Origin of the sequence: Streptomyces sp. NBC_00440 (assembly GCF_036014215.1) — a bacterium.
Classification (GTDB): domain Bacteria; phylum Actinomycetota; class Actinomycetes; order Streptomycetales; family Streptomycetaceae; genus Streptomyces.
The window spans coordinates 7,848,209-7,873,164 of the sequence record NZ_CP107921.1 but is presented as its reverse complement, the minus strand read 5'-3'; the positions used below and the strand labels follow the sequence as shown (position 1 = coordinate 7,873,164).

Annotated in this window: 12 protein-coding genes; 8 read left to right on the top strand and 4 right to left on the bottom strand. The window is 70.6% G+C overall.

Going from position 1 to position 24,956, the window contains the following annotated elements; translation table 11 throughout:
- Positions 1–37: 37 nt before the first annotated feature.
- On the top strand, positions 38–799 hold the full coding sequence (locus OHB13_RS34965) for a thioesterase II family protein (protein ID WP_328379834.1): 762 nt from the start codon (positions 38–40) through the stop codon (positions 797–799).
- On the opposite strand, the gene OHB13_RS34960 is transcribed toward OHB13_RS34965, so the two are convergent.
- A complete protein-coding gene (locus tag OHB13_RS34960) occupies positions 800–4,288 on the bottom strand; it encodes an AMP-binding protein (protein WP_328379833.1) in 3,489 nt (1,162 codons plus the stop codon).
- A gap of 188 nt (positions 4,289–4,476) precedes the next feature.
- On the opposite strand from OHB13_RS34960, the gene OHB13_RS34955 reads away from it, so the two are divergent.
- Positions 4,477–5,472: an NADP-dependent oxidoreductase gene (locus tag OHB13_RS34955; RefSeq protein WP_328379832.1), complete on the top strand. Its 996-nt coding sequence runs from the start codon at positions 4,477–4,479 to the stop codon at positions 5,470–5,472.
- 94 nt (positions 5,473–5,566) lie between these two features.
- Here the strand turns inward: OHB13_RS34955 and OHB13_RS34950 are convergent, their stop codons facing one another.
- Positions 5,567–6,136, bottom strand: coding sequence for a dienelactone hydrolase family protein (locus OHB13_RS34950; RefSeq protein WP_266861823.1), 570 nt, complete (start codon positions 6,134–6,136; stop codon positions 5,567–5,569).
- Between the two features lie 441 nt (positions 6,137–6,577).
- On the opposite strand from OHB13_RS34950, the gene OHB13_RS34945 reads away from it, so the two are divergent.
- Complete coding sequence (locus OHB13_RS34945; RefSeq protein ID WP_328379831.1) at positions 6,578–7,306, top strand: response regulator transcription factor; 729 nt, start codon at positions 6,578–6,580, stop codon at positions 7,304–7,306.
- 35 nt (positions 7,307–7,341) lie between these two features.
- On the opposite strand, the gene OHB13_RS34940 is transcribed toward OHB13_RS34945, so the two are convergent.
- The gene (locus tag OHB13_RS34940; protein WP_328379830.1) at positions 7,342–8,214 is read right to left on the bottom strand and encodes a metallophosphoesterase family protein; all 873 of its coding nucleotides are present in this window, start codon (positions 8,212–8,214) and stop codon (positions 7,342–7,344) included.
- 34 nt (positions 8,215–8,248) lie between these two features.
- On the bottom strand, positions 8,249–9,349 hold the full coding sequence (locus OHB13_RS34935) for a DNA glycosylase AlkZ-like family protein (RefSeq protein ID WP_328379829.1): 1,101 nt from the start codon (positions 9,347–9,349) through the stop codon (positions 8,249–8,251).
- 276 nt (positions 9,350–9,625) lie between these two features.
- On the opposite strand from OHB13_RS34935, the gene OHB13_RS34930 reads away from it, so the two are divergent.
- The 5 genes from OHB13_RS34930 to OHB13_RS34910 all read left to right on the top strand — a co-directional run bounded on the left by OHB13_RS34930 (position 9,626) and on the right by OHB13_RS34910 (position 24,873).
- The gene (locus OHB13_RS34930) at positions 9,626–10,660 is read left to right on the top strand and encodes a GNAT family N-acetyltransferase (protein WP_328379828.1); all 1,035 of its coding nucleotides are present in this window, start codon (positions 9,626–9,628) and stop codon (positions 10,658–10,660) included.
- An 86-nt stretch (positions 10,661–10,746) separates the two neighbouring features.
- Positions 10,747–16,143 carry a type I polyketide synthase gene (locus OHB13_RS34925; protein ID WP_328379827.1) on the top strand — a complete coding sequence of 1,799 codons (5,397 nt, stop codon included), beginning with the start codon at positions 10,747–10,749 and terminating at the stop codon, positions 16,141–16,143.
- Complete coding sequence (locus tag OHB13_RS34920; RefSeq protein ID WP_328379826.1) at positions 16,143–18,476, top strand: lantibiotic dehydratase; 2,334 nt, start codon at positions 16,143–16,145, stop codon at positions 18,474–18,476. The genes OHB13_RS34925 and OHB13_RS34920 overlap by 1 nt, the downstream gene beginning before the upstream one ends.
- The gene (locus OHB13_RS34915) at positions 18,473–21,409 is read left to right on the top strand and encodes an AMP-binding protein (RefSeq protein WP_328379825.1); all 2,937 of its coding nucleotides are present in this window, start codon (positions 18,473–18,475) and stop codon (positions 21,407–21,409) included. The genes OHB13_RS34920 and OHB13_RS34915 overlap by 4 nt, the downstream gene beginning before the upstream one ends.
- Positions 21,406–24,873: a condensation domain-containing protein gene (locus tag OHB13_RS34910; RefSeq protein ID WP_328379824.1), complete on the top strand. Its 3,468-nt coding sequence runs from the start codon at positions 21,406–21,408 to the stop codon at positions 24,871–24,873. Before OHB13_RS34915 ends, OHB13_RS34910 begins: the two co-directional genes overlap by 4 nt.
- The last annotated feature ends 83 nt before the right edge of the window (positions 24,874–24,956 follow it).

Below are 24,956 nucleotides of genomic sequence, written 5' to 3'. Positions count from 1 at the left end.
TGGGCGTACCCGGATGCCGCCAGCAGAGGGAGCACTGATGTCACCCATCGGTAAGCTGTTTCCCTATCGGAGGGAAACCGACGGATTCGAGCTGTTCGCCTTTCCGCACATCGCGGCGGGACCCACACTGTTCCACTCGCTCCGCGAAGCGGCAGGGGCGGAGGGCATCGCCGTGACCGGGGCGCTGCTGCCGGGGCGTGGACGCAGGGTCCGCGAGGCGCCGCACCACACGATGGATGCGCTGTTGGCCGAGATCGAAGAGGCGGCGACGCGTGATGACTTCGCCGCCTTCTCCGGTGACTACGGTCTGCTGGGGCACTGCTCCGGATCTCTTGTCGCCTTCGAGATCGCGCGTCTGCTCGTGCGTCTGCCGTGTGCGAATCCGCGGCTGCTCGTGATCTGCAGTTGCCGACCGCCGGAACTCATTCCGGACACCGGCACCAGCAGGCTCTCCCGCGAGGACATGTTCGCGCGTACCGCCGCGCTGGGCGGGATGCCGGACGCGCTCCTGGCCGACGACGACCTCCTCGACCTATTGGAACGGCCCATGCGTGCGGACTGGGACATCTTCGACCGCTACGTGCACACCGTCTCTGCGGCGCTCCCCGTCCCGATTCTGACGGCGCGCGGAGCGGACGACCCGACGGTGCCCGCGGCGGAGCAGCCCCGCTGGGCGGCGCAGACTCAGCGGCTCTTCCGCAGTGTCGAGCTGAAGACCGACCACTGGATGCTCTCCGAGACGGGATCCCGCGCCCTCACCCGCGAGATCTCGGCCACGCTCTCGGCGATCCGCAGCTGACTACGCCTCCGTCTCGCCGAGGCCGGCCAGCGTCACGTCCGGGTCGGCGGCGACCCGGTTTAGAACCGCCAGGTAGTCCTGCACCATGCGGTCGGCCGCGGCCGCGTCGACCGAGCCCGCGCGGAATCGCAGCAGACCGTGCGCGGTGCCGGACACCTCGGCGATCACGATCTCGACGGGGACCGCACCACCGCCGACGGGCAGCCGGAACCTCTCGACCGGCAGGGATCCCAACCGGCCCTGGACCGCCGCGGGACCGACCTGGGCCAGCGCGGCGAGTTCGTCGGTGTGGTGTGCGGTGCCCGGCGGTCGCGGTCCCTCCTGTCCTTGGTCCCCAGGGGTGCCGGCCGGGCGCGGGGGCGCCTGGTTGACGGTGAACAGCACATCCACGAGATGACCGCGCCCGCCGACGCCGTGGCGTTCGCGGAGCAGGGACATCGGATAGTCCTGGTGCTCCAGCGCACCGATGACCTGCTGTCGGACCCGGGTGAGCAGTACGGTGAACGGCATGGCGTCGGTCACCCGGCAGCGGATCAGCGAGGTGCCCGCGCAGCATCCGACCACGTCGGCGAACTCGGGACGGGTGCGGCCCGCCATGGGCGTTCCTACCACCAGGTCGTGCTGCCCTGTGATCCGGTGCAGCACCGCCATGAACGAAGCCAACAGCAGTACGTACACCGTCACGTGCTCGGCGGCCGCACGGGTGCGCAGCGCGTCCGTCAGCTCTGCCGAGAGCGCGAACTCGATCGCACCGCCGTCGGCCCCCGGCCCGTCGGCCCTGGGCCCGTCACCCGCCGGAAAGGTGAGCCGCGGCCATGCGGCGCCCGCTCCGACCGACAGCTGGTCGAGCCAGTGGCGCTCCATGCGGCTCACGCGTGCGTGGTCGGACAGGACTGCGTTGCGCCAGGCGGACACGTCGAGAGAGGTCGCTCGTGGCGGCGCCAGGAACAGCTCCCGGCCGGCGGCGTAGGAGCTGTAGAAGGCGCCCATCTCACGGGCGAGGAGGGCGCTCGACCAGAAGTCCGTGATGATGTGGTGCATCCGCACCAGCAGCACCTCGGCGCCGGAGGAGCGGTAGAGGCCGACGTGCAGGAGCGGTCCGGTGACCAGGTCCATCGGAGTGCTCGCCACGGTGGTCAGGTGTGCGGTGAGGGCCCGTTCGTCCAGCTCCGGCATGTCGTGCACCTCGACGGTGACCGGGCGCTCCGGATGAACGACCTGGACCAGGTCCTCGTCCCGTACCTCGAACGTCGTGCGCAGCGCCGGGTGCCGGGCGACGACAGCGCTCAGGGCCCTCCGGAGCGCGTGGAGATCGACCGACTCCGGCAGACGCAGGGCGGTGGCGACGGTGAACTCGGGGTTGTCCGGATCGAGTTGCTGCATCAGCCAGATCTCCCGCACGCCGTGCGACAGCGGTGCCTCTGTCCTGCCGACCGCGTCCACGGCCCGCGCCGGGGCTCCACCCCCGTGCTCCCCCGTGCCGACCGCCCCGACCGCCCCGGGACCATGCGGTGAGCCGCCGTCGGCGATCTGGTCGAGAATCCCCTCCATGGCCCCGCCGGCGAGCACCTGGCCGAGGGGCACCGTGACCCCGAACTCGGCCTCCAGCCGGTGCTGCAGCGTGACAAGGGCGAGCGAGTCCAGGCCGATCGCCAGGAGCGGGGTTCGCACGTCGAGGGTGTCCGGCGCGACGCCGACGAGCTGTGCGACGAGGACACGCAGCCGGTACTCCACATCATCGCCGGAGCCGGGCAGTACATCGGCCGCGTGCCTGCGGGCCGCAGGCACGTGCGGCGCGATCTCCGTCAGCTCGCCTGCCAGATAGCGCGCGCGGCACAGGCTGCGCTGGACCTTGCCGCTGGAGGTCTTCGGCACCGTGCCCCGGCCCACCAACATGATCGTGTGGGCTCGCAGACCGTGGACGAGGGCCACCGCCTCACGGACCCGGGCGGTGATCCCGGCGCCGTCGACGGCCTCGGGCGCCCCCCGCACCTCCATGACCAGGACCAGCCGCTCTTCGGCGGAGTCATCGGGCACTTGGAACGCCGCGGAACAGCCGACCCGCAACGCCGGGTGCGCGTGCTCCGCCGTGAACTCGATGTCGTGCGGATAGTGGTTCCGGCCGCGGACAATGAGCAGGTCCTTGCGCCGCCCGGTCACCACCAGCCGCCCCTCCAGCTGGAACCCCAGATCACCGGTCCGCAGATAGCCGGCGTCCTCACCCGCGATGCGTGCGCCGAACACGCGCCGGGTCTCCTCAGGGCGACGCCAGTACCCGGGGGCGACGCTCGGCCCCGTCACCCAGATCTCTCCCACCACGCCATCGGGGCACCGCTGCCCGGTCCCGGCCTCGACGATCGCGATCTCCTGGTCCGGGGGGCCGGAGCCACAGGAGACGAGCGCTACGTCCGGCCCCGCACCGGAGGAGGCTGTGTTTCCGGCCAGTGCGTCGCGGTCGACGTGGACGCGAGGCACCGGCTTACCCCGTTCCGTGCCGCTGACGATCAGTGTGGCTTCGGCGAGGCCGTAACACGCCAGGAAGGCGTCCGCCCGGAATCCTGCCGGCCCGAAGACAGCGGCAAACCGGTCCAGTGTCTCCGGGCGGGTCGGTTCGGCCCCGTTGAACGCCACCTTCCATGAGCTCAGATCGAGCTGGGCCACATCCTGCGGAGTGGCACGGCGGGCACACAGCTCGTAGGCGAAGTTGGGGCCCCCGCTGACGCTGACGCCGAGGCTCGAAATCTTCCGCAGCCAGCGCATCGGCTGCTCAAGGAAGTGCAGCGGCGACAGCAGCGTCACGGGACAGCCCGAGTACAACGGCTGCAGCAGCCCGCCGATCAGCCCCATGTCGTGGTAGGGCGGCAGCCAGATCAGCGCCTGGCTGTCGGAGTCGGTGCCGAAGTACCTCTGGATCATGCCGAGGTTGTGCAGCAGATTCGCATGCGAGACCATCACGCCGCGCGGTGCGGCCGTGGAGCCGGAGGTGTACTGGAGGAAGGCCGTCGACCCCGGGTCGACCACGACGGGAACGGATGTCTCCGCGGGCACGGCATCGACCGCGATCCAGCGCAGCTTCCGCAGGAGCGGCGCATGCTCACCGAGATCGTCGATGAACATGAGGAGATCCGACGTCGTCAGGGCGATCACCGGATCGGCGTCGCCCACCACACCGATGAGCCGGGGCAGGGTGCGTTCGCGCCGGAACGGGTCGGGCGGATACGACGGCACCGCCACCACTCCGGCGTAGAGGCAGCCGAAGAACGCGGACACGTAATCGAGTCCGGGCGCCAGCAACAGCAGTGCCCGTTCCCCGGGTTCGACCCCCGCGGCGTGAAGCGAGGCGGCGATCGCGGATGCCCGTAGGTCGAGGTCGGCGTAACTCAGCGTCTCCCGCTCGGTCTCGCCGTCGCTCAGATAGGTGTAGCCGATCGAGTCGGGCCGCTCGCGCGTACGCTCCTGCAACAGCTCGGAGACGGTGCGCGCATCCACGAGCTGTTCCTTCGGCGCCACGGTGAACCTCCAGCACGAGGGGCGACACACGCGCGTACGCGACAGCACCGCTGACGGTATCCGGGTGTCGGGTCGACTGAAACAAGGCAACGCCAGGCAGGGCGTCCCGTCCTGTCACAGGAACCTGGGGCGACGGCGATCCTGCGCCGACATCTACGGTGAGTTTCATGAAGGGCCGTGAGATCCACCTGACTTCAAGGCCTCTCGGCTGGCCGTCGACGGACGACTTCTGCATGGCTGAAGTCGCGGTGGCCGATCCGCGGGCCGGTGAACTGCTCGTCCGCAACCAGGTGATGTCCGTGGACCCCTACATGCGCGGGCGGATGAACGAAATCCCGTCGTACGTGGCGCCGTTCGGCATCGGACGTCCGCTGGAAGGCGGCGCCGTCGGCACGGTGATCGAGTCCGGGTCCGCGCTCTTCGCACCGGGCGATGTCGTCCTGCACAACGCCGGCTGGCGGGAGTACGCGACGGTGGCGGAGGACGCCGCGACGAAGGTGGACGTCGATCTGGCCCCGCCCTCGGCCTACCTCGGGGTGCTCGGGATGCCCGGCCTCACCGCCTACGCCGGCATTCTGGAGGTCGCTGCCCTGTGCCCCGGCGAGACCGTGTTCGTGTCGGCGGCCGCCGGAGCCGTCGGCAGCGCGGCAGGACAGATCGCACGGCTGAAAGGAGCCGCGCGCGTGGTCGGGTCCGCCGGCTCCCCCGACAAGGTCGCGTATCTCCGCGACATCGGGTTCGATGCCTCCTTCGACTACCACGACGGCGCTCTGCGCCGTTCGCTGCGCACCGCCGCGCCGGACGGTGTCGACATCTACTTCGACAACGTCGGCGGGCGGCACCTGGAGGTCGCCATCGGAGCCATGCGCCCGCACGGGCGGGTCGCCATGTGCGGTGCGATCTCGATGTACAACGCCGATGAACCTCCGGCAGCGCCCCGCAACCTGGCGCTCGCCATGGGCAAGCGGCTCACCCTCCGGGGCTTTCTCGCCGGCGACTTCGCACACCTGCGGGAGCGGTTCGTCGCCGAGGCCGCCGGGTGGCTGCACCGCGGCGAGCTGCAGTACCGGGAGACCTTCGCCGAGGGTCTGCCCGCCGCACCTCGCGCCTTTTTGGACATGATGCGCGGGCGCAACCTGGGCAAGATGCTCGTACGCCTCTGACGAGGCCCGGTCCGCCCCTGCCCAGGATGCGGTGCGCTTCCGCCCCTGCCGCACAGCGTTCAGCGCGCGGCCGGACGCCGGTCCGCAGCGGGGCTCAGATCGCCGCGAGGAACGTCCGCACCCGCTCCATCAGCAGCTTGGAGGCGTCCGCGTCGAAGGCGTCGAGCGAAGCGTCGGTGAACAGGTGCTGATCGCCCGGATAGGTGAACAGCTCCGCAGCCGAAGCGGACTTGGCCAGCTCGCGTGCCGCCGGCAGGTCCTCCTCGAAGAACTCGTCGCCTTCCTTGCCGTGCAGCTGCACCGGTACGCCGTCGGGCCAGGACGTCCCGAACTCCGTGACAGGGATGCAGGAGTGCATCAGCAGTGCTCCCCGGGCGCCGGGTCGCGTCTGAGCAAGCTTCTGAGCGATGGTCACGCCGAAGGAGAAGCCGCCGTAGACCAGCTCCGGGCTCAGGCCATCGGCCGCCGCCACACCACGCGCCCTGAGGGTGTCGAACCCGGTCTCGCGCGCGAAGCTCATCCCCTCCTCAAGGCTGCCGAACGTGCGGCCCTCGAACAGGTCGGGCGTGTGCACGGTGTGGCCGGCCTGCCGCAGTTCACCGGCGAACGCCTGAACTCCGTCGGTCAAGCCCTGGATGTGGTGGAAAAGCAGAACCTCGGCCATCTCCGCAGTCTCCTACTGTTATTGATCGACTGTTCCGAAAACGCACCACGACGCTAGCCCCTCGCCCCGGCAAGTGACAACCTCTCACCTCATGGGTGCGCGACAAACTATTTGCCCACTTCTGGCGGCGTCGCCGAGCATAGAATTCGGCACGGCCGGTCACTGAGAGACATGCCCGCAGATAGGACGCGGATATGCCCGGACGCACCGTCACCGCAGACACGCCACGCCCAACTCGCATACGGACAAGGGCGTTCGGCCGCGTAACGTGAGGCGCGCTCCGCGGGTCACATCTCCGAAGACCCGAAGGTTGACATGTCCGCACAGGGGTACCCATGCTCCCCAATAGACCTCCCGGTTCGCGGATGAACCTCACGCCGCGACAAGCGCACCGAGCATCACCCGGCACACCTGACGTCCATCGATCGCGCGCTACCGCCAGTGGCAGCCTTCCTCCTTGGGATTCGTATGATTCGTACAGACCTGCTCGTGACCTCTCCGTGCTTCCTCCTGGGCCTGAGCCAGATCCTCACAGCGGCTGGGGTCAGAATCGTCGCCACCCGAACCACGGCCGAAGAGGAGCCGTGCTGGCTCGCCGACGTGGCGGTCATCGACGCCGACGCAGCCGCTGGTGGGGACCTCGACATCGTCACGGACGCCGCCCGGTCAATGGCCGTGCTCGTCCTCACCAACGGCCTCACCGCAAACAGCGAAGAATTCTTCGACGCCGGCGCGGCGGGGGTCATCAGCAAAGGCGAGCCGGGGTTCGGAATCGTGCGCGCCGTCCAGCTCGCCGCCGCCGGATCAGCCGGTCGCGCAGAGTCACCCCGCACCACCCCACAACTCACCGGCAGCAAAGTCCATGCGGGCCAACCCACGCTCTCCGAACGGGAGCAGCAGGTTCTCAGCCAGATCGCCCAGGGCAGGACGCACGGCCAGATCGCGACCCGTCTGGGGATAAGCCAGCACACCGTCGACACCTACGTGAAACGCATACGCGTCAAACTCGACGTGGGAAACAAGGCCGAGCTCACCCGCGCCGCGCTTCTCGGCAAATTCGTCACCTCGGTGGAGGACGGGAAAGCCGGCGGCACCGCGACCATTCCCTCGTCCCGCGTCCCTTCTCCGGTCGAGTCGCACCTGGGACGGGACGGAGCGCCTGTGTCTTAGTACTCCAGCAGCGCTTCGCTGTTCCTGCTGGAGTACTAAGGTCCAAACGCACCGACTCCGCAGGCAATCGACCGTGGTGCGAACGTTGTCGCCCTGTTCCCCCACTCGCGTGGATAGCCGAGGGAAACTTCCTCGACGGCGACACCGTCATGGACCGACGACCGCGGCATATGCAGATGACCGTGCACGACAGCACGGATCGGGAAGCGCTTGTGCCACTCGGAAGTGAGCCGCGTGCCGCACCACATGGCCAGATGCGGGGAGAACATGCGCCTTACCGGCTCTTCGATCAGGGGGTAGTGGTTAACCACGATGATTGGGTTGTCCCTTCCGAGCGCGGCCAACCGCTTCTCGGTCGACGCGACGCGGGCGTGGCACCATTCCTGCCGTGTCGGGTACGGATCCGGGTGCAACAGCAATTCGTCGCTGAACACATGCCCCGCCTTCCATGCCGCCTCCAGCGCGGAGTCGAGATCCGTGCCGGGGTCGCGGAACGAGTAGTCGTAGAGCAGATGGACCGGGGCGATAACGAATTCCTGCTCCGGGGCGCGCCACATCACGTACTCGTCCTCGGGCGTCAGCACTTCGATCTTGCGGCACTTCTCCACCAGGTCCGCGTACCGCTCCGCTCCCCTGCTCTGGTCCTCGTCACGCGGATGCGTCCACAGTTCGTGGTTGCCCGGCGTCCAGATGACCCGCCGGAAGCGACTGCGCAGGCCCTTCAGCACCTCCTGTGTCCGCGATGACGACTCCGCCACGTCTCCCGCGACGAGGAGCCAGTCGTCGGGGTGCTGCGCGGCCAGTCCGTCGACGATGCCGCGGTTCACCGGGTGCCCGACGTGGAGGTCGCTCACCGCCCACAGATGCGAATGAGACCGGTCCACGCATTTCCGGCGCGGATCATCCATGTCGCCTCTCCCTTCCATCGGCCCCATGCGTCGTTCAGGGACGTTCCGCCTCCAGATCGAGCCATTCGGCGAGTGCGTCCACCTCCGCGTCGACGGCTGCTGTCATCCTCTTCGTGAAGGCCTCGTCCTCATGGACGGCGTTGACCCTGAGGACGCCCCTCTTACGGTCCGCCGACGCATCGAGCTTGCCCACCAGTCGATCGTGGAAAAGAATCGGGAGCGCGAAATAGCCCCAGCGGCGTTTCGCCGCGGGCTTGTACATCTCGATTCCGAATTCGAAATCAAAGAGCTCCATCGCGCGCTTGCGGTCGTGGATCAGACGGTCGAAGGGGGACAACAGCGCGGTCCGCCCCTCGAACGGCTGCCCCAGATACAGGGGGTCGACACGCCATTGCCCTTGGACTCCCTCCACGACGGCCGCCTCGCCTGCGCCGCCGACGTCGTAGGGCTCGATGGGCACCTTGGTCGACTTGGCGCGCGCGATCCCCAACGCCCGCAGCCTCCGCTCGTTCCGTTCCCGCAACGCCTCCTGCGGGTCAGGCACCGGCGCGTCCGGGTACACCCGGTCGGCCAGGTCCCACAGCCGGTTGCGGCCCTGGCGCCCCGCTACCGCCACCTCTCCCAGATCTGCCATGGTCCCGAGCAGCCGGATCACGTTCTGGTCGTTCGTCCATCCGGTCGACTTCCACGGCAACGCACACGTGTCCGGGATGTCGCGAGAGAGCAGCGGACCGCCCGCCTCCAGGCGGGAGAGGATGTCCCGGCGGCATGCGTCATTGGCCTCGATCCAGCCGTGCAGCCGCTTCTCCCAGTCGGCCGTCGGCGGCCGGTCCCGCATCTCCGCCATTTCGGCCCGGAACAGCGTCGCGTCCTCGACCGGCCGGACGGTCGCCCCGATCTCGACGAGCTGTCGCCCCTTGAGCACCTGGACCAGGTGGTCCGGCGCATAGGCCGCACCGAGCCTGCTCCACGACACCAGGTCGGCGGCCGGCGCGATGGCCGCGGTCGGGTCCAGCTGCAGGAGCGTCAGATGCCGGACCATGGAGGTCAGCTCCGTCGGCCGCTCACCATGCAGGAGCTGCGCGCGAATCGCGATGCGCCGTGCGTCCGCACGACTGAGTGTGTGAACCTTCATCAGCCTTCCTCCACATTCCGCCTCACCACTCTGTGCCGTGTTCACGGCGCATTCGTCGGTTTCCAGAATGAGTGGGCACTACGTAACCTACGAAAAATCCCTCCGCCGGAGCGCACAGTTCATCCAAGCCGTCCCGGACAAACCTGTGAGGCGAGTCTCTGATCCGCCCGCACACAGCGTCATGCCGCCCGTTCGGGTGACTGGTCTCCTGCCTGCCCTGCGTTGTCCCCTACACAGGGGGCCTCTCCAAAGGCCCGCAGGCGACGGGGTGAGGCAATGCGTACCGAGGAAGTCGGCAAGGTATCGATCGATCTCCTGGACGAACTCGGCATCACGGCATCCGACCAGGTCCTCGGGGAACTGGAACGCCACCACATCATGGCGCGCCGACGCGGCGCCCGGGTCACCTACTTGGTGGCGCGCCGCACCTCCGGTGCCGCTCTCGGCCTGCTCCCCCTCTATCAGTTCTCGCGCCCCTACGAGTCGTCCCTCGCCCCGGAGAGCATCTTCGAAGGCGAGGTGCCTTCGACCGGCTCCCGACTGTGTTCGGCCGGTGGTGCCGGCGGCTACCGGAATCATCTGTTCCTGAGGTCTCCGCTCACGCCCGCGTGCGGCGCCGACGCCGCACGCGCGTTACTGTCGGCTGCCCGGGAGGTCGCCTCGACGGCCGGCTGTCCGCAGGTCCTGATCCCGGACCTCGACCCGGCACAGGCACGCTGGCTGGCGGAACTTGAGACGGACGCCATCGCGGTCGCCACCCGCGACAAGGCCGTGATGCCGATCGGATGGGGCCACTTCTCCGAGTATCTGGCCGCTCTGCCGCGCAAGCGCAGATGGCAGGTCCGCCAGGAGCGCCGCGCCTTCGCGGACAGCGGGATCGTCGTACGCGACGAACCACTGTCGGCGGTCGCCGCCGAGGTCGCCCCGCTGCTCGCGCAGACCCAGCAGCGCCACGGTGACACCGCCGGCCCTCACGAGGCGGAGTTCTACCTGGCCATGCTCGCGATGACGTCCGGTTCCGAGGTACGCGCGCTGGTAGGACACCTGTCCGGGAGACCGGTGGCGTTCTCGGTGGTCCATCGCCTCGGCGGTACGTGGACGATTCGTGCGGTGGGCCGCGACTACGCAGCACCGGACCACGGTCAGTACTTCAACTTGACCTATTACGAACCCATTGCCCGCGCCATCGCCGACGGCGCCACACTGATCGACTTCGGTGCCGGATCCCTCCGCGCCAAACGCTTCCGCGGCTGCCGGCTCCAGCCCCTTCGATCCCTGCTCATCGAGACCGCACCGTCCCGAGGACGGTGATCGGTCGCCTGTTTCGGCGACAGGACCGATCCCCACCCGGGCCGTAGCTTCCAATCCATCGCACGTCGTTGGTCGAGGAGGCCTCTGTGGACGATGACGACAAGATCGCGGTGGTCGGGGTCGCAGCGAAGGTCCCCGGCGCGTCTTGCGTCGACGCCTACTGGCTGAACCTCATCCGGGGCAAGGAGTCCGTGGCAGCGCTGAGCGACGAGCACCTGCGCGACCACGGTGTCTCCGAGGAGCTGTTGACGAACGCCGCGTACGTCAAGGCGGCCGCCCTGGCGCCGGACGCCCAGTACTTCGACGCCGGCCTGTTCTCCATGACCCCTCGGGAAGCGCAGACCTGCGACCCGCAGATCCGCCTGTTCCTCGAAACGGCCCACGCCGCCATCGAGAACGCCGGCTACGACCCGACCACCATCAGCGCGGGAACCGGAGTCTTCGCCTCAGCCGGCGCGCCGCTCTACCACGAACACCACCTGCGCCCTCAGAAGGACGCCCTGGGTTTTCCGCTCGCCGATGTATCGACCCTCAACCTCGGCGGCTACATCGCCACCATGGCTTCGTACAAGCTCAACCTGCACGGACCCAGCATGACCGTGCAGACCGCCTGCTCCAGCACCTTGGTCGCCTTGCACCTGGCATGCCAGTCGCTGCGCACCGGGGACTGCGACACCGCGCTCGTCGGAGGGGCCAGCATCGACTTCCCGTACGGGCACGGCTACCTCTGGTCGGAAGGCGGAGTCCAGTCCCGCAGCGGCCACTGCCGGCCCTTCGACGCGGCGGCCGACGGCACCGTGTTCGGCGGGGGCGCCTGTGCCGTCCTGCTGAAGAGGCTTCCCGACGCGCTCGCCGACCACGATCACATCCGCGCCGTGATCCGCGGGAGCGCGATCAACAACGACGGGTCCGACAAGGTCAGTTTCGGCGCGCCCAGCGCGGCCGCGCAGCGGGCGGTCGTGAGCGAAGCGCTGGCCGTGGCCGACGTACGGCCGGGCGACATCTCGTACGTCGAGGCGCACGGGACCGGCACCGTCGTGGGAGATCCGATCGAGATCAGCGCGCTGACCGACGCCTTCACCTCCCTCGCCGAGGAACCGCTCCCGGTCGGCAGCTGCTCCCTCGGGTCGGTGAAGGGCAACATCGGGCATCTGGGGCCAGTGGCCGGCCTGGCGGGATTCATCAAGGCGGTACTCGCGCTGGAACACGAGCAGCTGCCGCCCAGCATCAACTACCGGTCGCCCAACCCCCGGCTCGGCCTCGGATCCTCGCTGTTCCGCGTACAGGACCGGCTCACCGCCTGGCCGCGGGACCCCCGGCAGCCACGCCGTGCGGGCGTCAGTTCCATGGGCATCGGCGGCTCCAACGCCCACGTCGTACTGGAGGAGCCCCCCGCCGTCCCCGCCGCCCTGCATCAAGGGGAACCGCGTCTGGTGGTCTGGTCGAGCCCCACCGCGGAAGCCGAGCGGGCCGTCCGCGCCGGCCTCGCCGATGCCTTCCTGCAACTGGGCGAAGAGGTGTTCGCGGATGCGGTCGCGACTCTGCAGCACGGCCGCCGGACCCACCCGGTCCGAGCGGCGGCCGTATGCGTCGGCGCGCACGACGCGGCCACCACCATGACGGCGGCCGAGACCGGCCGGATCCTGGTCTCGCGTCGGCCGCGGACGAGCCCGCCCTCTGTCTGTCTGCTGTTCCCCGGCCAGGGTTCCCAGCATGTGGAGATGGCGCACGGCCTCTACCGGAGCGTGCCGGGTTTCGCGCGGGCATTCGACGAGTGGCTCGACCGACTGGATGCCCCTGACCTGCCGCTGCGCGACTGCTGGCGCGGTGCCGCCGGGCTCGACATCACCGGGACTTCCCTCGCCCAGCCTCTGCTGTTCGCCGCCGAACTCGCCCTGGCGCAGATGTGGCAGCAGGCGGGCGTTCGCCCCGCCGCCCTCCTCGGCCACAGTCTGGGCGAGCTGGCGGCCGCCACTGTCGCCGGGATCCTCGAACCGGACGCGGCCGCCACGCTCGTCCTGGCCCGCGCCAGGGCGATGCGCGATCACCCGGCCGGTGGCGGCATGCTCGCTGCCGCGACCGGTGCGGACGCGCTCCGCGACGTTCTCACCGGGACGGTCACCGTGGCCGTGATCAACCGGGCGGATCAGGTGGTGCTGGCCGGGTCCGACGACGACCTCGCCGACGTGGCCGAGGAGCTGACCGACCGCGGTGTCGCACACACCCGGCTGCCGACGTCGAGTGCCTTTCACACGCCTCTGCTCCGGGACGCCGCCCGGGCGTTCGAGAAGGCCTTCACCGGCGTGACCCTGTCGCCGCCGGCCCTGCCCGTCTACTCGGCCGCCACCGGACGCCTCATCTCCGCGGACGAGGCCGTCGACCCGGCCTTCTGGGTGCGTCAGCTCGTGGAACCCGTACAGTTCGCCACCGCCCTCGACGCGCTGGTGGAGACCGGGCCCGGCGTGCTTCTAGAGGCCGGTCCAGGGCAGGTACTCACCGAGCTGGCCCGCCGCCACGAGCGGGCCCGGGACGCCTCCGTCGCCGTGGTGCCGACGCTGCCGAGGCGTGGCGGGACGGCTGCGGCCGACGATGCCGATCCAGACATGACCGCCCTGCTGACCGCCGCGGCCCACCTGTGGGTGGCGGGTACCGATGTCTCCTGGGAGGCTGTCGGGCAGGCTCCGCTGCGCCACCGGATCCCGCTGCCCGGCTACCCCTACCAGCGAAAGCAGCACTGGGTCGAGGCGCCGCAGGCAGCTGACCTCGTGACCGGGCCGGATCCGACCGCCGAAGCCCACGCCGCGCCACCGCCGACTGCCACGGGACCCGGCACCGGCACCGACACGGGTCGGCCCAGCCCGTTCTCGACCCTGCGCTGGACCTCCTCCGCTCTGACACCACCCCCTCTCATCCGCGCGGGGGCAACAGCCGTCGTCCTGCTCCCTGCCGCCGCAGACCGCGCGAACGACGTGGTGGCCGCGCTCGAACACGCCGGGACGCACACGATCCGGATCCGTCCGGCCGACGCCTACCGCCACAACGGTGACGAGTTCGGCATCCGCCCCGGTGCCACCGCCGACATCGAGCGGGTCTTCGCCGCGCTGGCCCGCCACGGGACCGAGGCCGACCTCCTGGTACATGCCATCACGGCTGCTCCATGGCCGCCGGCGTCGACGGCCACCGTCCGACAGCAGCTGGACGACAGCTTCTTCAGCGCCCTCGCGCTCGCCCAGCACGGTCTGCGGACCGGCACCACGGGCCGCGTCCCCGAGCTCATCACGCTCACCTCGGGCGCGGTCGACGTCTCAGGAGCCGACCCGGTCGACCCGGTGAAGGCGAGCGTCCACGGGGTCATCCGCACCCTGGCCGCCGAACTGCCGCGGCAACGCTGCAAGGTCATCGACTTCTCCGCCAACACTCCCGTCGACGCACTGAGCGATGAACTCTGCCGTGCCGGTGAGGACCTCGTCGTCGCGCTGCGCGGGCGTCACCGCTGGGTGCCCCGGGAGACACCGCTGCCCCTGCCCGCGAACCAGGCACCGGCTCTTCGTTCCGGAGGTGTGTACGTCATCACCGGAGGGATGGGCGCACTCGGCCTGGCGACTATGCGCAGCATCGCCGCGACCGGCATCCGGCCACGTATCGCGCTGCTGGGTCGCACCCTTCCCGCCACCGAAGAGCCCGTGGACACCTGGTCGGCCGACGTCACGACCGCCGTACGGGACGCCACCGCGCTCGGGGCCGAGGTGCGCCTGCTCGCGTGCGACGTCGGTGACCCGCGGCAGGTCCGGCGCACGCTCGACATCGTCGCGGCCGCCTTCGGGCCGGTCCAGGGGCTGCTGCATCTCGCGGGGGTCGCGGGCAACGGGATTCTGCAGGTCCGCGATCCTGAGCGGGCCGCCGATGTGCTCCGCCCCAAGGTGCACGGGACGCTCGCCCTCGCGGAGGCGCTCGCCGGCCGGCCGGCACTCGACTGGATCGTGTTCTTCTCAAGTCGTGCCGCCGTCGACGGCCTCGTAGGCGGCGGCGACTACGCCGCAGCGAACGCGGTCATGGACCTGTGCACGCGCCTCGACCGGTTCCCCGCGGACCGGGTGCTGAGCATCAACTACCCGAGCTGGACCACCGTCGGCATGGCCAGCCGACCCGACGGCGCGCCCGCGGCCGGCACACTGCACTGGACCACCACGCTCGATGCCGAGAACACCTGGGCGCTCGACGAGCACCGGCTCGACGGCACTCCCATCCTGCCCGGAACCGCCCATATCGACCTGGTCATCTGCGCGTTCGGCCGGACCGTGCCGGAGGGCACCGACCGTGCGCTGGTGCTCTCCGATGTGGCTTTCGTCGCGCCCTTGACCGCGCGGCGGCCGAGGCGCGTGACAGTCGTGTTCGCCGCCGACGGTGCGCGCCACCGCTTCGAGGTCCGCTCCCAGCCCGCGGACGACACGACCGCGCGGTGGGTCACGCACGCCACCGGACGGATCGAACGCCGGAGTGCCGAGGCGCCCGCCTGCGATCTCACGGCACTGCGCAAGGCCACCCGTCCGACGGAAGGATCCGCTGTCGGGGCCTTCGCACTCGGAGCACGCTGGGACTCCGTCGTGGAGGTCCGCGACAGTGCGCACGAGAGGCTTGTCGAGCTGCGGCTCCCCGCGCAGTTCACCGACGATCTCCGCACGCATCCGCTGCATCCGGCACTGCTGGATCTGGCGACCTCCGCGCTGCGGGGGTGCCCGGGTCCCGGCCCCGAGGACCGGGCCGACGAGGCGTATCTGCCCTTCCTCTACCGTGCGCTCACGGTCTTCGCCCCGCTTCAGCAAGAGGTCTCGGCCCGCGTCCGGCGGAAGGAGAGCCACCACGGACAGCTCGTGGCGGACATCGACGTCATCGGCGCCGACGGCATCCTCCTCGTCTCCGTGGAAGGCTTCACGATGCGGAGGATCGACCGGACCGCGTTCGACGCCGACCACGGTGGCCACGAGGCTGACACCCAGGACCACGCCGGCATCGACCCGTCCGTCGGAACCGACATCCTGATGCGTCTGCTCTCCACGAGGACCTCCGAGCAGATACTTGTCCGCCCGCACCGGAACGGCCGACCGGTGCCCGTACCGTCCACCGCAGACCCCACGACCGGACTGCCGACTTCCGAATCCATGCGCGCGGAGTCTTCCCGGCCACGACCGAAAGCAGAGCCCGTAAGCGCGCCAACGAGGCCCACGGCACCGGCCGTTGAGTCCCCCACCGATACGCCGGACTCGACCTCGGACCGCCTTCGCGGCCTGTGGACGCGCACCCTGGGGCACGACCAGTTCGCACCCGACGACGACTTCTTCGACCTTGGGGGCAACTCGCTGACCGCGATTGAACTGATGGCCCAGATCCGGGAGGCGTTCGACATCGAGCTGACCGTCGGGTTCCTCTTCGAAGCCCCCACCTTGGCCGAGCTCGCCGAGGTCATCGACCAGCGGGTGCGGTGATGACAGCCGCGCCGCACACCTCCACCGCCCCCGGGGCGCCTTCGGCGGATCCCGCACACCGCCTCACACTGCACGCCGACTGGTCGCTGTGGCGGCTGGCCGCCCTGCGCAGCGCCGGCATGCCGATCTCATGGCTCGACGGTTTCGCGGTACCCGACTGCGCGGACGACGAGTCCGACACCCGCAGCCGCGAGACCTCCGCAGCGGCCGTACGCTCGGTCGTCGCGCAACCCGCCTTCCTCGAAGCTGTCACCTGGCAGAACCCGGCACTCATCCGGAACTGGATGGGCCGCTTCGCCGCCGATCTCGCCGCGGACGGAGACGGACGTCTCTCCCGCAGGGACCAGCGCGAAGCCCTCGTCGCCTTCCTCGCACAGCGCTACTGCGCGAAGAACGAGACCATCGGCTTCTTCGGCCCCGTCGCCTGGGCCCGGTTCACCGACGACCAGGCCGGGGTCACGACACGCGGCACGGCCGGGCTGCGCAGCCGCACCCTCTTCCGCGAGCACTGGGCCGTCGACGCGATCGCCCGTGCCTTCGCGGAGCGGCCGGCCCTCCACACCCACCTGATCGCCCGGCGGCACCCGGCGTGCTCCTTCGACGGCGGAGTGCTGCGCCGGCCGCGACGCCGACCGCAGCCCCTGGACCCCGACGAAGCCGCCCTGGCCGCCGCCCTCGACCGCCCGCGCCGGGTGGGTGAACTGCTCAGCGCCTACGGACCTCCCGAATCGGCTCCGGCCACCGCGCGGGCGCTGGAGCGGCTCACGGCGACCGGAGCGGTCCTCGTCGGATTCCCGGTGCCGGTCACCGATCAGCCGGAAGACGCACTGCGCGCACACCTCTCACAGATCCCGGACGAGAAGCTGCGCGACAGCCTGCTGGCCGAACTCGCCCCCCTCGACGAAGCCGTCGACGCCGTCGCGGCCACGGCCGGCGACCCGGTGGCGCTGCGCGGCGCACTGGACCGGCTCGGGGCAGAGTTCCGGTCCCTGACCGGGGTCGGCGATCAACGCGCCAAGCCCGATCGTGACCTCGGGCGGTGCATCGTGTACGAGGACTGCCGACGGGACCTCGACGTCGACATCGGCACGGACCTGATCAAGGATCTCCGTGCCCCGCTCGGACTCCTCCTGGACACCGCCCGCTGGCTCGTGTGCGAGAACGGAGCGGAGCTGGAGCGAGACCTCGCGGCCCGCGCGGAATCCCTGCACGCCGCCTCCGGACGTCCGGTAGGACTGTGCGACCTGGTGATGGCCTCCGGAGACATCCTCAGCGGACTGCCCGGCAGCGCGGTCTCGCGGGTCGCCGCGGACTTCCGGGCCCGCTGGGCGGAACTGCTCGCCACCGCCACCGAATCCTCGGCGTCCTCGGTCCGGCTCAGCACCGCGGTGACGGCCCCGCTGGTGCGCCTGCTGTTCCCTGCCGGCCCGGTCCGGTGGCGCGCCGCCCGGCAGCACAGTCCTGACCTGATGCTCCGCGCTCGCCCCGGCCGCCGTCCGCAATGGGTGCTCGGCGAACTGCACCTCGCCGTCAACACGCTGGAGAACCGCGCCTTCGCCACCCAGGCCGACGATCGTGCGGAGCTGCTCACGGCCACCGCGGCCGACTTCCCCGACGGCCGCTTCGTGCCCGTGTACCCGGCCGCTTCACCAGCGGTCACCTCACGCACCTACCCACCGCCTGCTCTCGACCTTCCCGAGCTCTACCAGTACTGGTCCTGGACCGCGGACGAGGGGCATCCCTCGGGCAGCACCGTTCTGCCCGGCGCCGGTCTGCTCGTCGAACAGGACGACAGCAGCCGACTCGTCGTCCGCCCGGCCGACGGCAACTGGCGGGCGCCGCTCACCGAAGTGCTCGGCGAATTCCTCACCGCAGTCGTCGCGAACCAGTTCAGCATCCGGCCCCTGGCCGCCCATCAGCCCCGCCTGCTGCTCGACGACGTGGTCATCGCACGGGAGACCTGGCATCTGCCGGTGTCCGAGCTCCCGTATACCGTCGACAACGACTACCGGCACCGCGCGCTGCGCCGGCGGTTGCAGGAGCTGGGCATGCCGCGCTGGGTGTTCGCCCGGACCCCGGACCAGCCGAAGCCCTACCTCGTCGACCAGGACGCGCCGCTGTCCCTGCGCAACCTCGCACGTGGCCTGCGCCGGAGCGCCGCCTCCGAGGCCTCCACCGCCGTCACCTTCACCGAGATGCTCCCCGCCCCCGACGAACTGTGGCTCGCCGGACCCGACGGCCGGCCGCACACCAGCGAACTGCGCGTCGTCGTCCACGACGACGCCCAGGTCACGTCCCCGCTGACCACGCCAGATCGGACGGCCTCCGCATGACCGCATTCTCGTCAGCCTGGTTCAGCGACGTGGTCAATCCGGACGGGGACGGACCTCTCGTGATCGCGCTGCCCTACGCCGGTGGCTCGGGGCGCGCGTTCCGTCAACTGCACCCGTACCTGCCCGGCGACAGCGTTCTGGTGATCGTCGACCTGCCAGGACACGGCCCCCGGCTGTCCGAACCCTGCCTGCGCGACGCGGACGACGTCGTCACCGGGCTGCTCGGGGCGCTGGAAGAACTCCCGGCGGAACGGTTCATCCTCCTCGGATACAGCATGGGCGGGTGGCTCGCCTACGAGGCGGCCGCACGACTCACCGACGCGGGAACTCCCGCCATGGGCCTCGTCGTGTGCGGCACTCGCGCTCCCCAGACCGGGATCGGGCACCCTTCGGTCACGACGCACCCCCCTGGCCGGGACTTCCTCCGGGCCGCCGTCGAGATGGGGCTCGCCGCCCCGGAAATGCTCAAGGTCCCGGGCATGGCCGAACTCTTCGCCGAGCCTCTGCACGCGGACTTCGCGGTCGTGCAGAGCTACCGCCACCGGCCGCGCCCCGCGCTCCCCGTGCCGAGCTGCGTCGTCGGCTTCGACTCCGACTGGCTGGTGCCCGAGCCGTCACTCCGGGCCTGGGACGACGTGTGCGCGCATCCGCTGCACCGCCGCGTCGAGGGCACCCATCTCGCCCTGCACGAGGACGAAGCGGCGTTCGGCGCAGCGGTGGCGGCAGGAGTGGCGCACATCATTGCCTCCTGTCCGCCGCGGCCGGTCGCCTCGGGCAGGCCGGCCCCGGCTCGGCGGCCCGGCGAGGGGGACCCCGCGGAGCGGCCCGTCCCCGACGGCGTCACCGCGGTGGGCCTCGTGGCGCAGACTGCGCGGCGGGCACCGGACGCACCGGCCGTCGTGGACAAGGGCCGCGTCGTCTACACGTATCAGGAGCTCCTGAAGCTCTCGGCGCAGGTCGCCCGGCTTCTCCACGAGCAGCGCATCGAAGCGGGCCACCATGTGGCGTTCATCGGACGGCGCGATCCGGGATCCGTCGTCGCGATCCTCGGCATCGCCCTGGCGGGTGCCGCGTTCGTGCCCATCAGCGACAAGTGGCCGCTCGAACGGACGGCGTACGTCCTGCGCTCGACCGGGGTGCGCTGCCTGCTCGGTTTCGCCGACGACCTGGCCCTGTTCGAGCAACTCGGTGCCGCCTGTCCCGATCTCACCGACGTCGTACTCCTCGATGTCGCCACGGAAGACCCGCCACGGCCACACCCCACCCGACCGCCCACCGAACAGGCCGCAACCGAAGCGGACTTCACGGAGGTCGCCGACCGCGTCATCGCCGAAGAGCCGCGCACCGTCCTGCAGATCGGTCTGGGGCAGGGCGAACTGCTGAAGCGTGTCGCACCTCATGTGGACCTGTTCACCGCCGTCGACGCGGACCACGACGCGATCCGCACGGCCACCGCATGGGCCCAGGACCACGGCGTGTTCGCCGATCTCCAGGTGGGCCACCCGGACCACCTCGGTGAACTGGTGTCGACCACCGTCGACGTGGCCGTCCTGCCCGCGGGTCCCTCCCCAGCACTGCTGAGCGCCGTCGCCGCCGTCGTGCGGCCCGGCGGTGCCGTACTCCTGCCGGGTCCCGCACCGCACGAACCCGGCTCCGCCTGGGCGGTACAGCCCCCGGCGCAGGACTGTCACACGACTGTGCTGCGCCGGACAGACCTGCCACCGGATACGGCGGGAGGACCCACCCAGCGCGTGCACACCAGGTGGCACCTCGCCCGGCAGCCCGATTCCCCGCCACCCGTCTCGGCGGGTCCGGGCGATGTCGCCTACGTGATCTACACTTCCGGCTCCACCGGCCATCCCAAGGGCGTCGCGGTCAGCAACAGCGCACTGCTCACCACACTCTCGGGCTCCGCCGAACAGTTCGCCGTCCAAGCCGACGACACACTCCTGCAAGTGACGTCGTTCTGTTTCGACCTCTCCGTCTTCGACGTCTTCGGGGTACTGTCCGCAGGGGGCGCCCTGCGCATCGCCGACGACACCGAGATCGACGAACCTCGCCTGCTGGCAGCGGTGTTGCTCGGCGAAAAGATCACCGTGTGGAACTCGGCCCCCTCGATGTTCTCCTGGCTCCTCCTGTTCCTCACCGGAAGCGAGGCGCCGCCCGAGCAGCGAACGTCGCTGCGCCTGATGCTGCTCGCCGGCGACTGGATCCCGGTGTCCATGCCCGACGAGACGCGTGAAGTGTTTCCCAAGGTGCGGATCGTCAATCTGGGCGGCGCCACCGAGACCGCGGTCTGGTCGTGCTTCTACGAGATCGACTCCGTGGACCCGGAGTGGGCGAGCATTCCCTACGGGCGCCCGCTGAAGGGCTCGCACTACTACATCCTCGACGAGCAGCGACAACCCGTCGTGCTCGACGAAGTCGGCCAGATCTACGCGGCCGGGGACTCGCTCGCGCTCGGCTACCACGGCGACCCCGCGCAGACCGCGCGGAGCTTCGTCCCCGACCCGTTCCGGCCCGGGCAGCGTATGTACGCCACCGGTGACCGCGGCCGCTGGCGGGCGGACGGGCAGATGCAGTTGCTGGGCCGGATCGACCACCAGGTGAAGATCCGCGGATACCGCGTCGAACTCGGGGAGATCGAGGCCGTGATGGCCAGTGCGCGGAATGTTCGCTCGGCCGTCGTCGTCACCTGCTACCGCGGCGGCAACCGGACGCTCGCCGGCTTCTACACCTGCCGCGGATCCGGGACATCCAGCGCCGAGATGCGCGAGCTGCTGGCCTCCCGTCTCCCGCCGTACATGATCCCGGGCCATCTCGACCACCTGGACGCACTCCCCCTCACCACCAACGGCAAGGTCGACCGGGACGCGCTGGCGCGGCGCGTGCTCCAGGTCGGTTCTGCCACCTCCACCGGAGAGCAGCAGTGACCGGCCCCGACAGCGGTCTCGCCCGCCGGCTGCACGCCATCTGGACCGACCTGCTCGGCGGCTCCGACCCGGATGCCGGATTCCTCGAAGCGGGCGGACACTCGGTGCTGGCGGCCCGGCTCATCGCCCGTATCGGCACCGAGCTCGACGCCACACTCAGCCTCGCCACTCTCATCAGGGACAACCCTTCGTTCCATGACCTCGTCGCTCTTGTCGAACGGACCAGGCGCGATCCCTCTCCTGCCGGACCACGTCCCGCCGCCCCGGAGCCGACCGCCGACAACCACCCGGGACCGGCGCCCATCTCTCCCGCCATGCGCAGAATCTGGACGTGGCACCAACTCCACCCGGACTCCCCCGCCTACAACGTGGTCCGGGTCCTCACGCTCGACGCCCAGCTGCAGCCGGCGACACTCCGCGCCGCCCTGGCGGACCTCGCAGAGCGTCATGACGCCTTGCGTTGCCGCGTCGTCGAACCCGCGCCCGCCCGCGCCGAGATCGTCATCGACGAGGCAGTCCCGGTACCACTCAAGATCGACGTCGTGCACGGCACATCACACGACGACGTCGCCTACCAGGTCGACGCCGCACTGCGCCGGACCGCCGACCGGCCGATCCCCCTCGACACCGCACCCCTGTGGCGGTGCGGCCTCGTCTGGTCGCCCGGCACCGGGCGCACCTGGATCGCCCTGGTGATGCATCACCTCATCAGCGACCTGCGCTCCTCGGACATCGTGCTCAACGACCTTGCGACCGCCTACGCCGCACGCCAGGACGGAACCGCACCGCAGTGGCCGCGCCCGGCCCCCGGTCTCCTGCCCCACCTGCGCCGCCAGGCCGGCCACGCCGACTCCGCGCGGTGGCAGGCCGACCTCGACTGGTGGGGTCAGCGGCTGGCGGCCCGCGCCCGCATCCCGCTGGCCGGGCCCTCGCCATACGCAGCCGGACCTGACGAGCACCGGGCCACCACCCACACCTTCGACCTGCCGGCCCGGGCCGCCCGCGCGGTGGACTCGATGGTGCGCGGCGCCGGAATCACACCGGCGGTCTTCTTCCTGACCATCGCCACCACGATCCTCGCGGCACGCTCCGGAGGCGACTCGGGTGTGGTCGGAGTGCCGAGCCTGCGGATGGCGGAGCCCTCCGACGAACGGACCGTGTCCTTCCTCCTCGACACCTTGCTGCTGGACCCCGGCGATCCCGCCGCGGACCGGCGCACCGTCGTCGAGGCATGTGCGGCGACACGCCTCACGCTCCTCGACGCCGTGGACCACGCGACGCCCACCTACGACGAGATCCTCGACCGCCTGCATCTCCCCCGCACGTCCCGCAGTCCACTCATCCGGCTCTGGTTCAACGACCTCACCGGGGCAGCTCCACCGGCGCGGTTCGCCGACCACGCGAGCGCGGAATACGACCTCCCGCCCGGATGGGCACTGTTCGACCTCAGCCTGTACGTCAAACGCACGGCCGACGGCTACCGCCTGCACCTCGCCGCCCCGCAGCGATCGGCGCACCACGACGTCGTCGATCTCACCGATCTCGCCGAGCAGGTGGCACGGGTCTGCTCAGCTGCCGCAGCCGACCCGCAGGGCCGGCTCGCCGACCTCTTGCCGCCGGCGCGGAACGACGCACACCGCACCGAACCACCCGCCCCCGGCCACGTACCGTCGACGGTCGAGCTCCTCACCCGTACGGCGGCCGAACAGCCCACCGCCCCGGCTCTCGACACCGGCGGCGGAGTCGTCGACCGGCGCACATTCGATGACGCCGTCACCGCCCGCGCCGCCCAGGTGCGGGCAACGGCCGATGCCGGAGACCTCGTCGTCCTGCCCGCCCGCCGGGACCGTCTCTTCGTCGAGCGGCTCCTCGCCTGTCTGCGTGCCGAGGTCACCCCCGTACTGATCGATGCCGCGTGGCCGAAGGCACGCCGCGACGCAGCGGCTCAGGGCAGCCGCGCCTCCCATGGGTTCCCCGACGACGACGGCCCCCTGCAAGCCCTTCCCGCCCCGCCCCCGCAGGCGCACGGCCTTCCCGCGCCGGCCCATGTGCTTTTCACCTCCGGCACGACCGCCGACCCGCTCCCGGTACTCGTACCGACACCGGTCACCGACGCCGCGATCGCCGACCTCGCGGACCGGCTCGGAGTAGGCGGCGAAGACCGCATCGCCCTGCTCAGCGGACCGGCCCACGACCCTGCCCTGCGCGACATCGGCCTCGCGGTCAGGACGGGAGCGTGCCTCTGCCTGCCCACGCCCAGTGAGCAGGCCGACCTCACCACGCTGGCCCCGTGGCTGCACACCCGGAGGATCAGCGTCCTCAGCGCGACCCCGAATCTGCTGGCCCTGGCCCTCGGTGCGGCTCGCAGCCCCCAACTCCTCCCCCACCTGCGCCTCGTCATCTGCGGGGGCGCCCCGCTCACCACCGCAACGGCGGCACTGATCAGGTCGCGGGCGCCGAAAGCCGTCATCGTCAACGGCTACGGATGCGTCGAGACCCCGCAACTGGTGGTCGCTCACCGCCTCGATCCCGACGACCCGCTCCCCGACACCTCACACATACCCATCGGTCGTCCGCTGCCCGGCAGAAGGGTCGAGCTCCGCACCGCGGACGGGCGCCGGTGCGCCGACGGAGAGCGCGGTGAACTCTGGGTCGGCGAACCGTGGATCGCGTCCGGCTACCTCACCGACGCACCCGAGCGGTTCGTCACCGGCTCCCGCCGCCTGGTGCGCACCGGCGACCTCGCGCAGCGGGACTCGACCGGGCTGCTCCACCTGGTCGGCCGCCTCGACCGGCAGGTTCTGGTCAATTCCCACCGTGTCCTGCTGGACGAGGTGGAGGCCGCGGCACGCGGCTGCCCCGAGGTCGCGGACGCGGTGGCCGAACTCGTCGGCGACGAGGGCCACCAGGCGCTGCGACTGTGGGTGCAACCCATGGCTGCTGGGTCGCGTCCGCAGGAGGCGGCCGTGCGCACGCATCTCACCGAAGTGCTCGCCGCGCCGGCCCTTCCCGCCACAATCACCTTCGTCGACCGGCTTGACCTGTCCGCGAACCTCAAGCCTGCCGCCCCAGGCGCGGGAGCACTCACCACCTCTTCCCCCATGTCACTCGACGCCCGGCTCCACGACACCGCGGCCGCGGTGCTCGGCCACCCCGTCCCCGCCACGGCCAACTTCTTCGACGCCGGCTTCACCTCGATCACGCTCCTGCAATTCGGGGCAGAACTGAGCACCGTCCTCGGTCGGCGGGTGGAACCTCTCTGGCTGTTCCAGCACCCGAACCTGCGGGCGCTCACGGTCGCTCTCGACCTCACCGCCCACCCTCCTGCCGGGGCCGACGACTCCCGTCACGTCACTCCGCCGCCTCACCACCCCAGAAGGCCCGGACGGCAGGAGAGCCGCGAGCGACTGCGTGACGCCCGGCGCCGGGCCAGGCAGCAGCCCCCCACGTCCACGGACCAGTGACCGGAGGCCGGTTGGTGAGGGTGGATCAGGTGACGCTCAGACTCGGCAGTCTGACGGAGGTCGCCGTATCCGGGCGTCCGGCA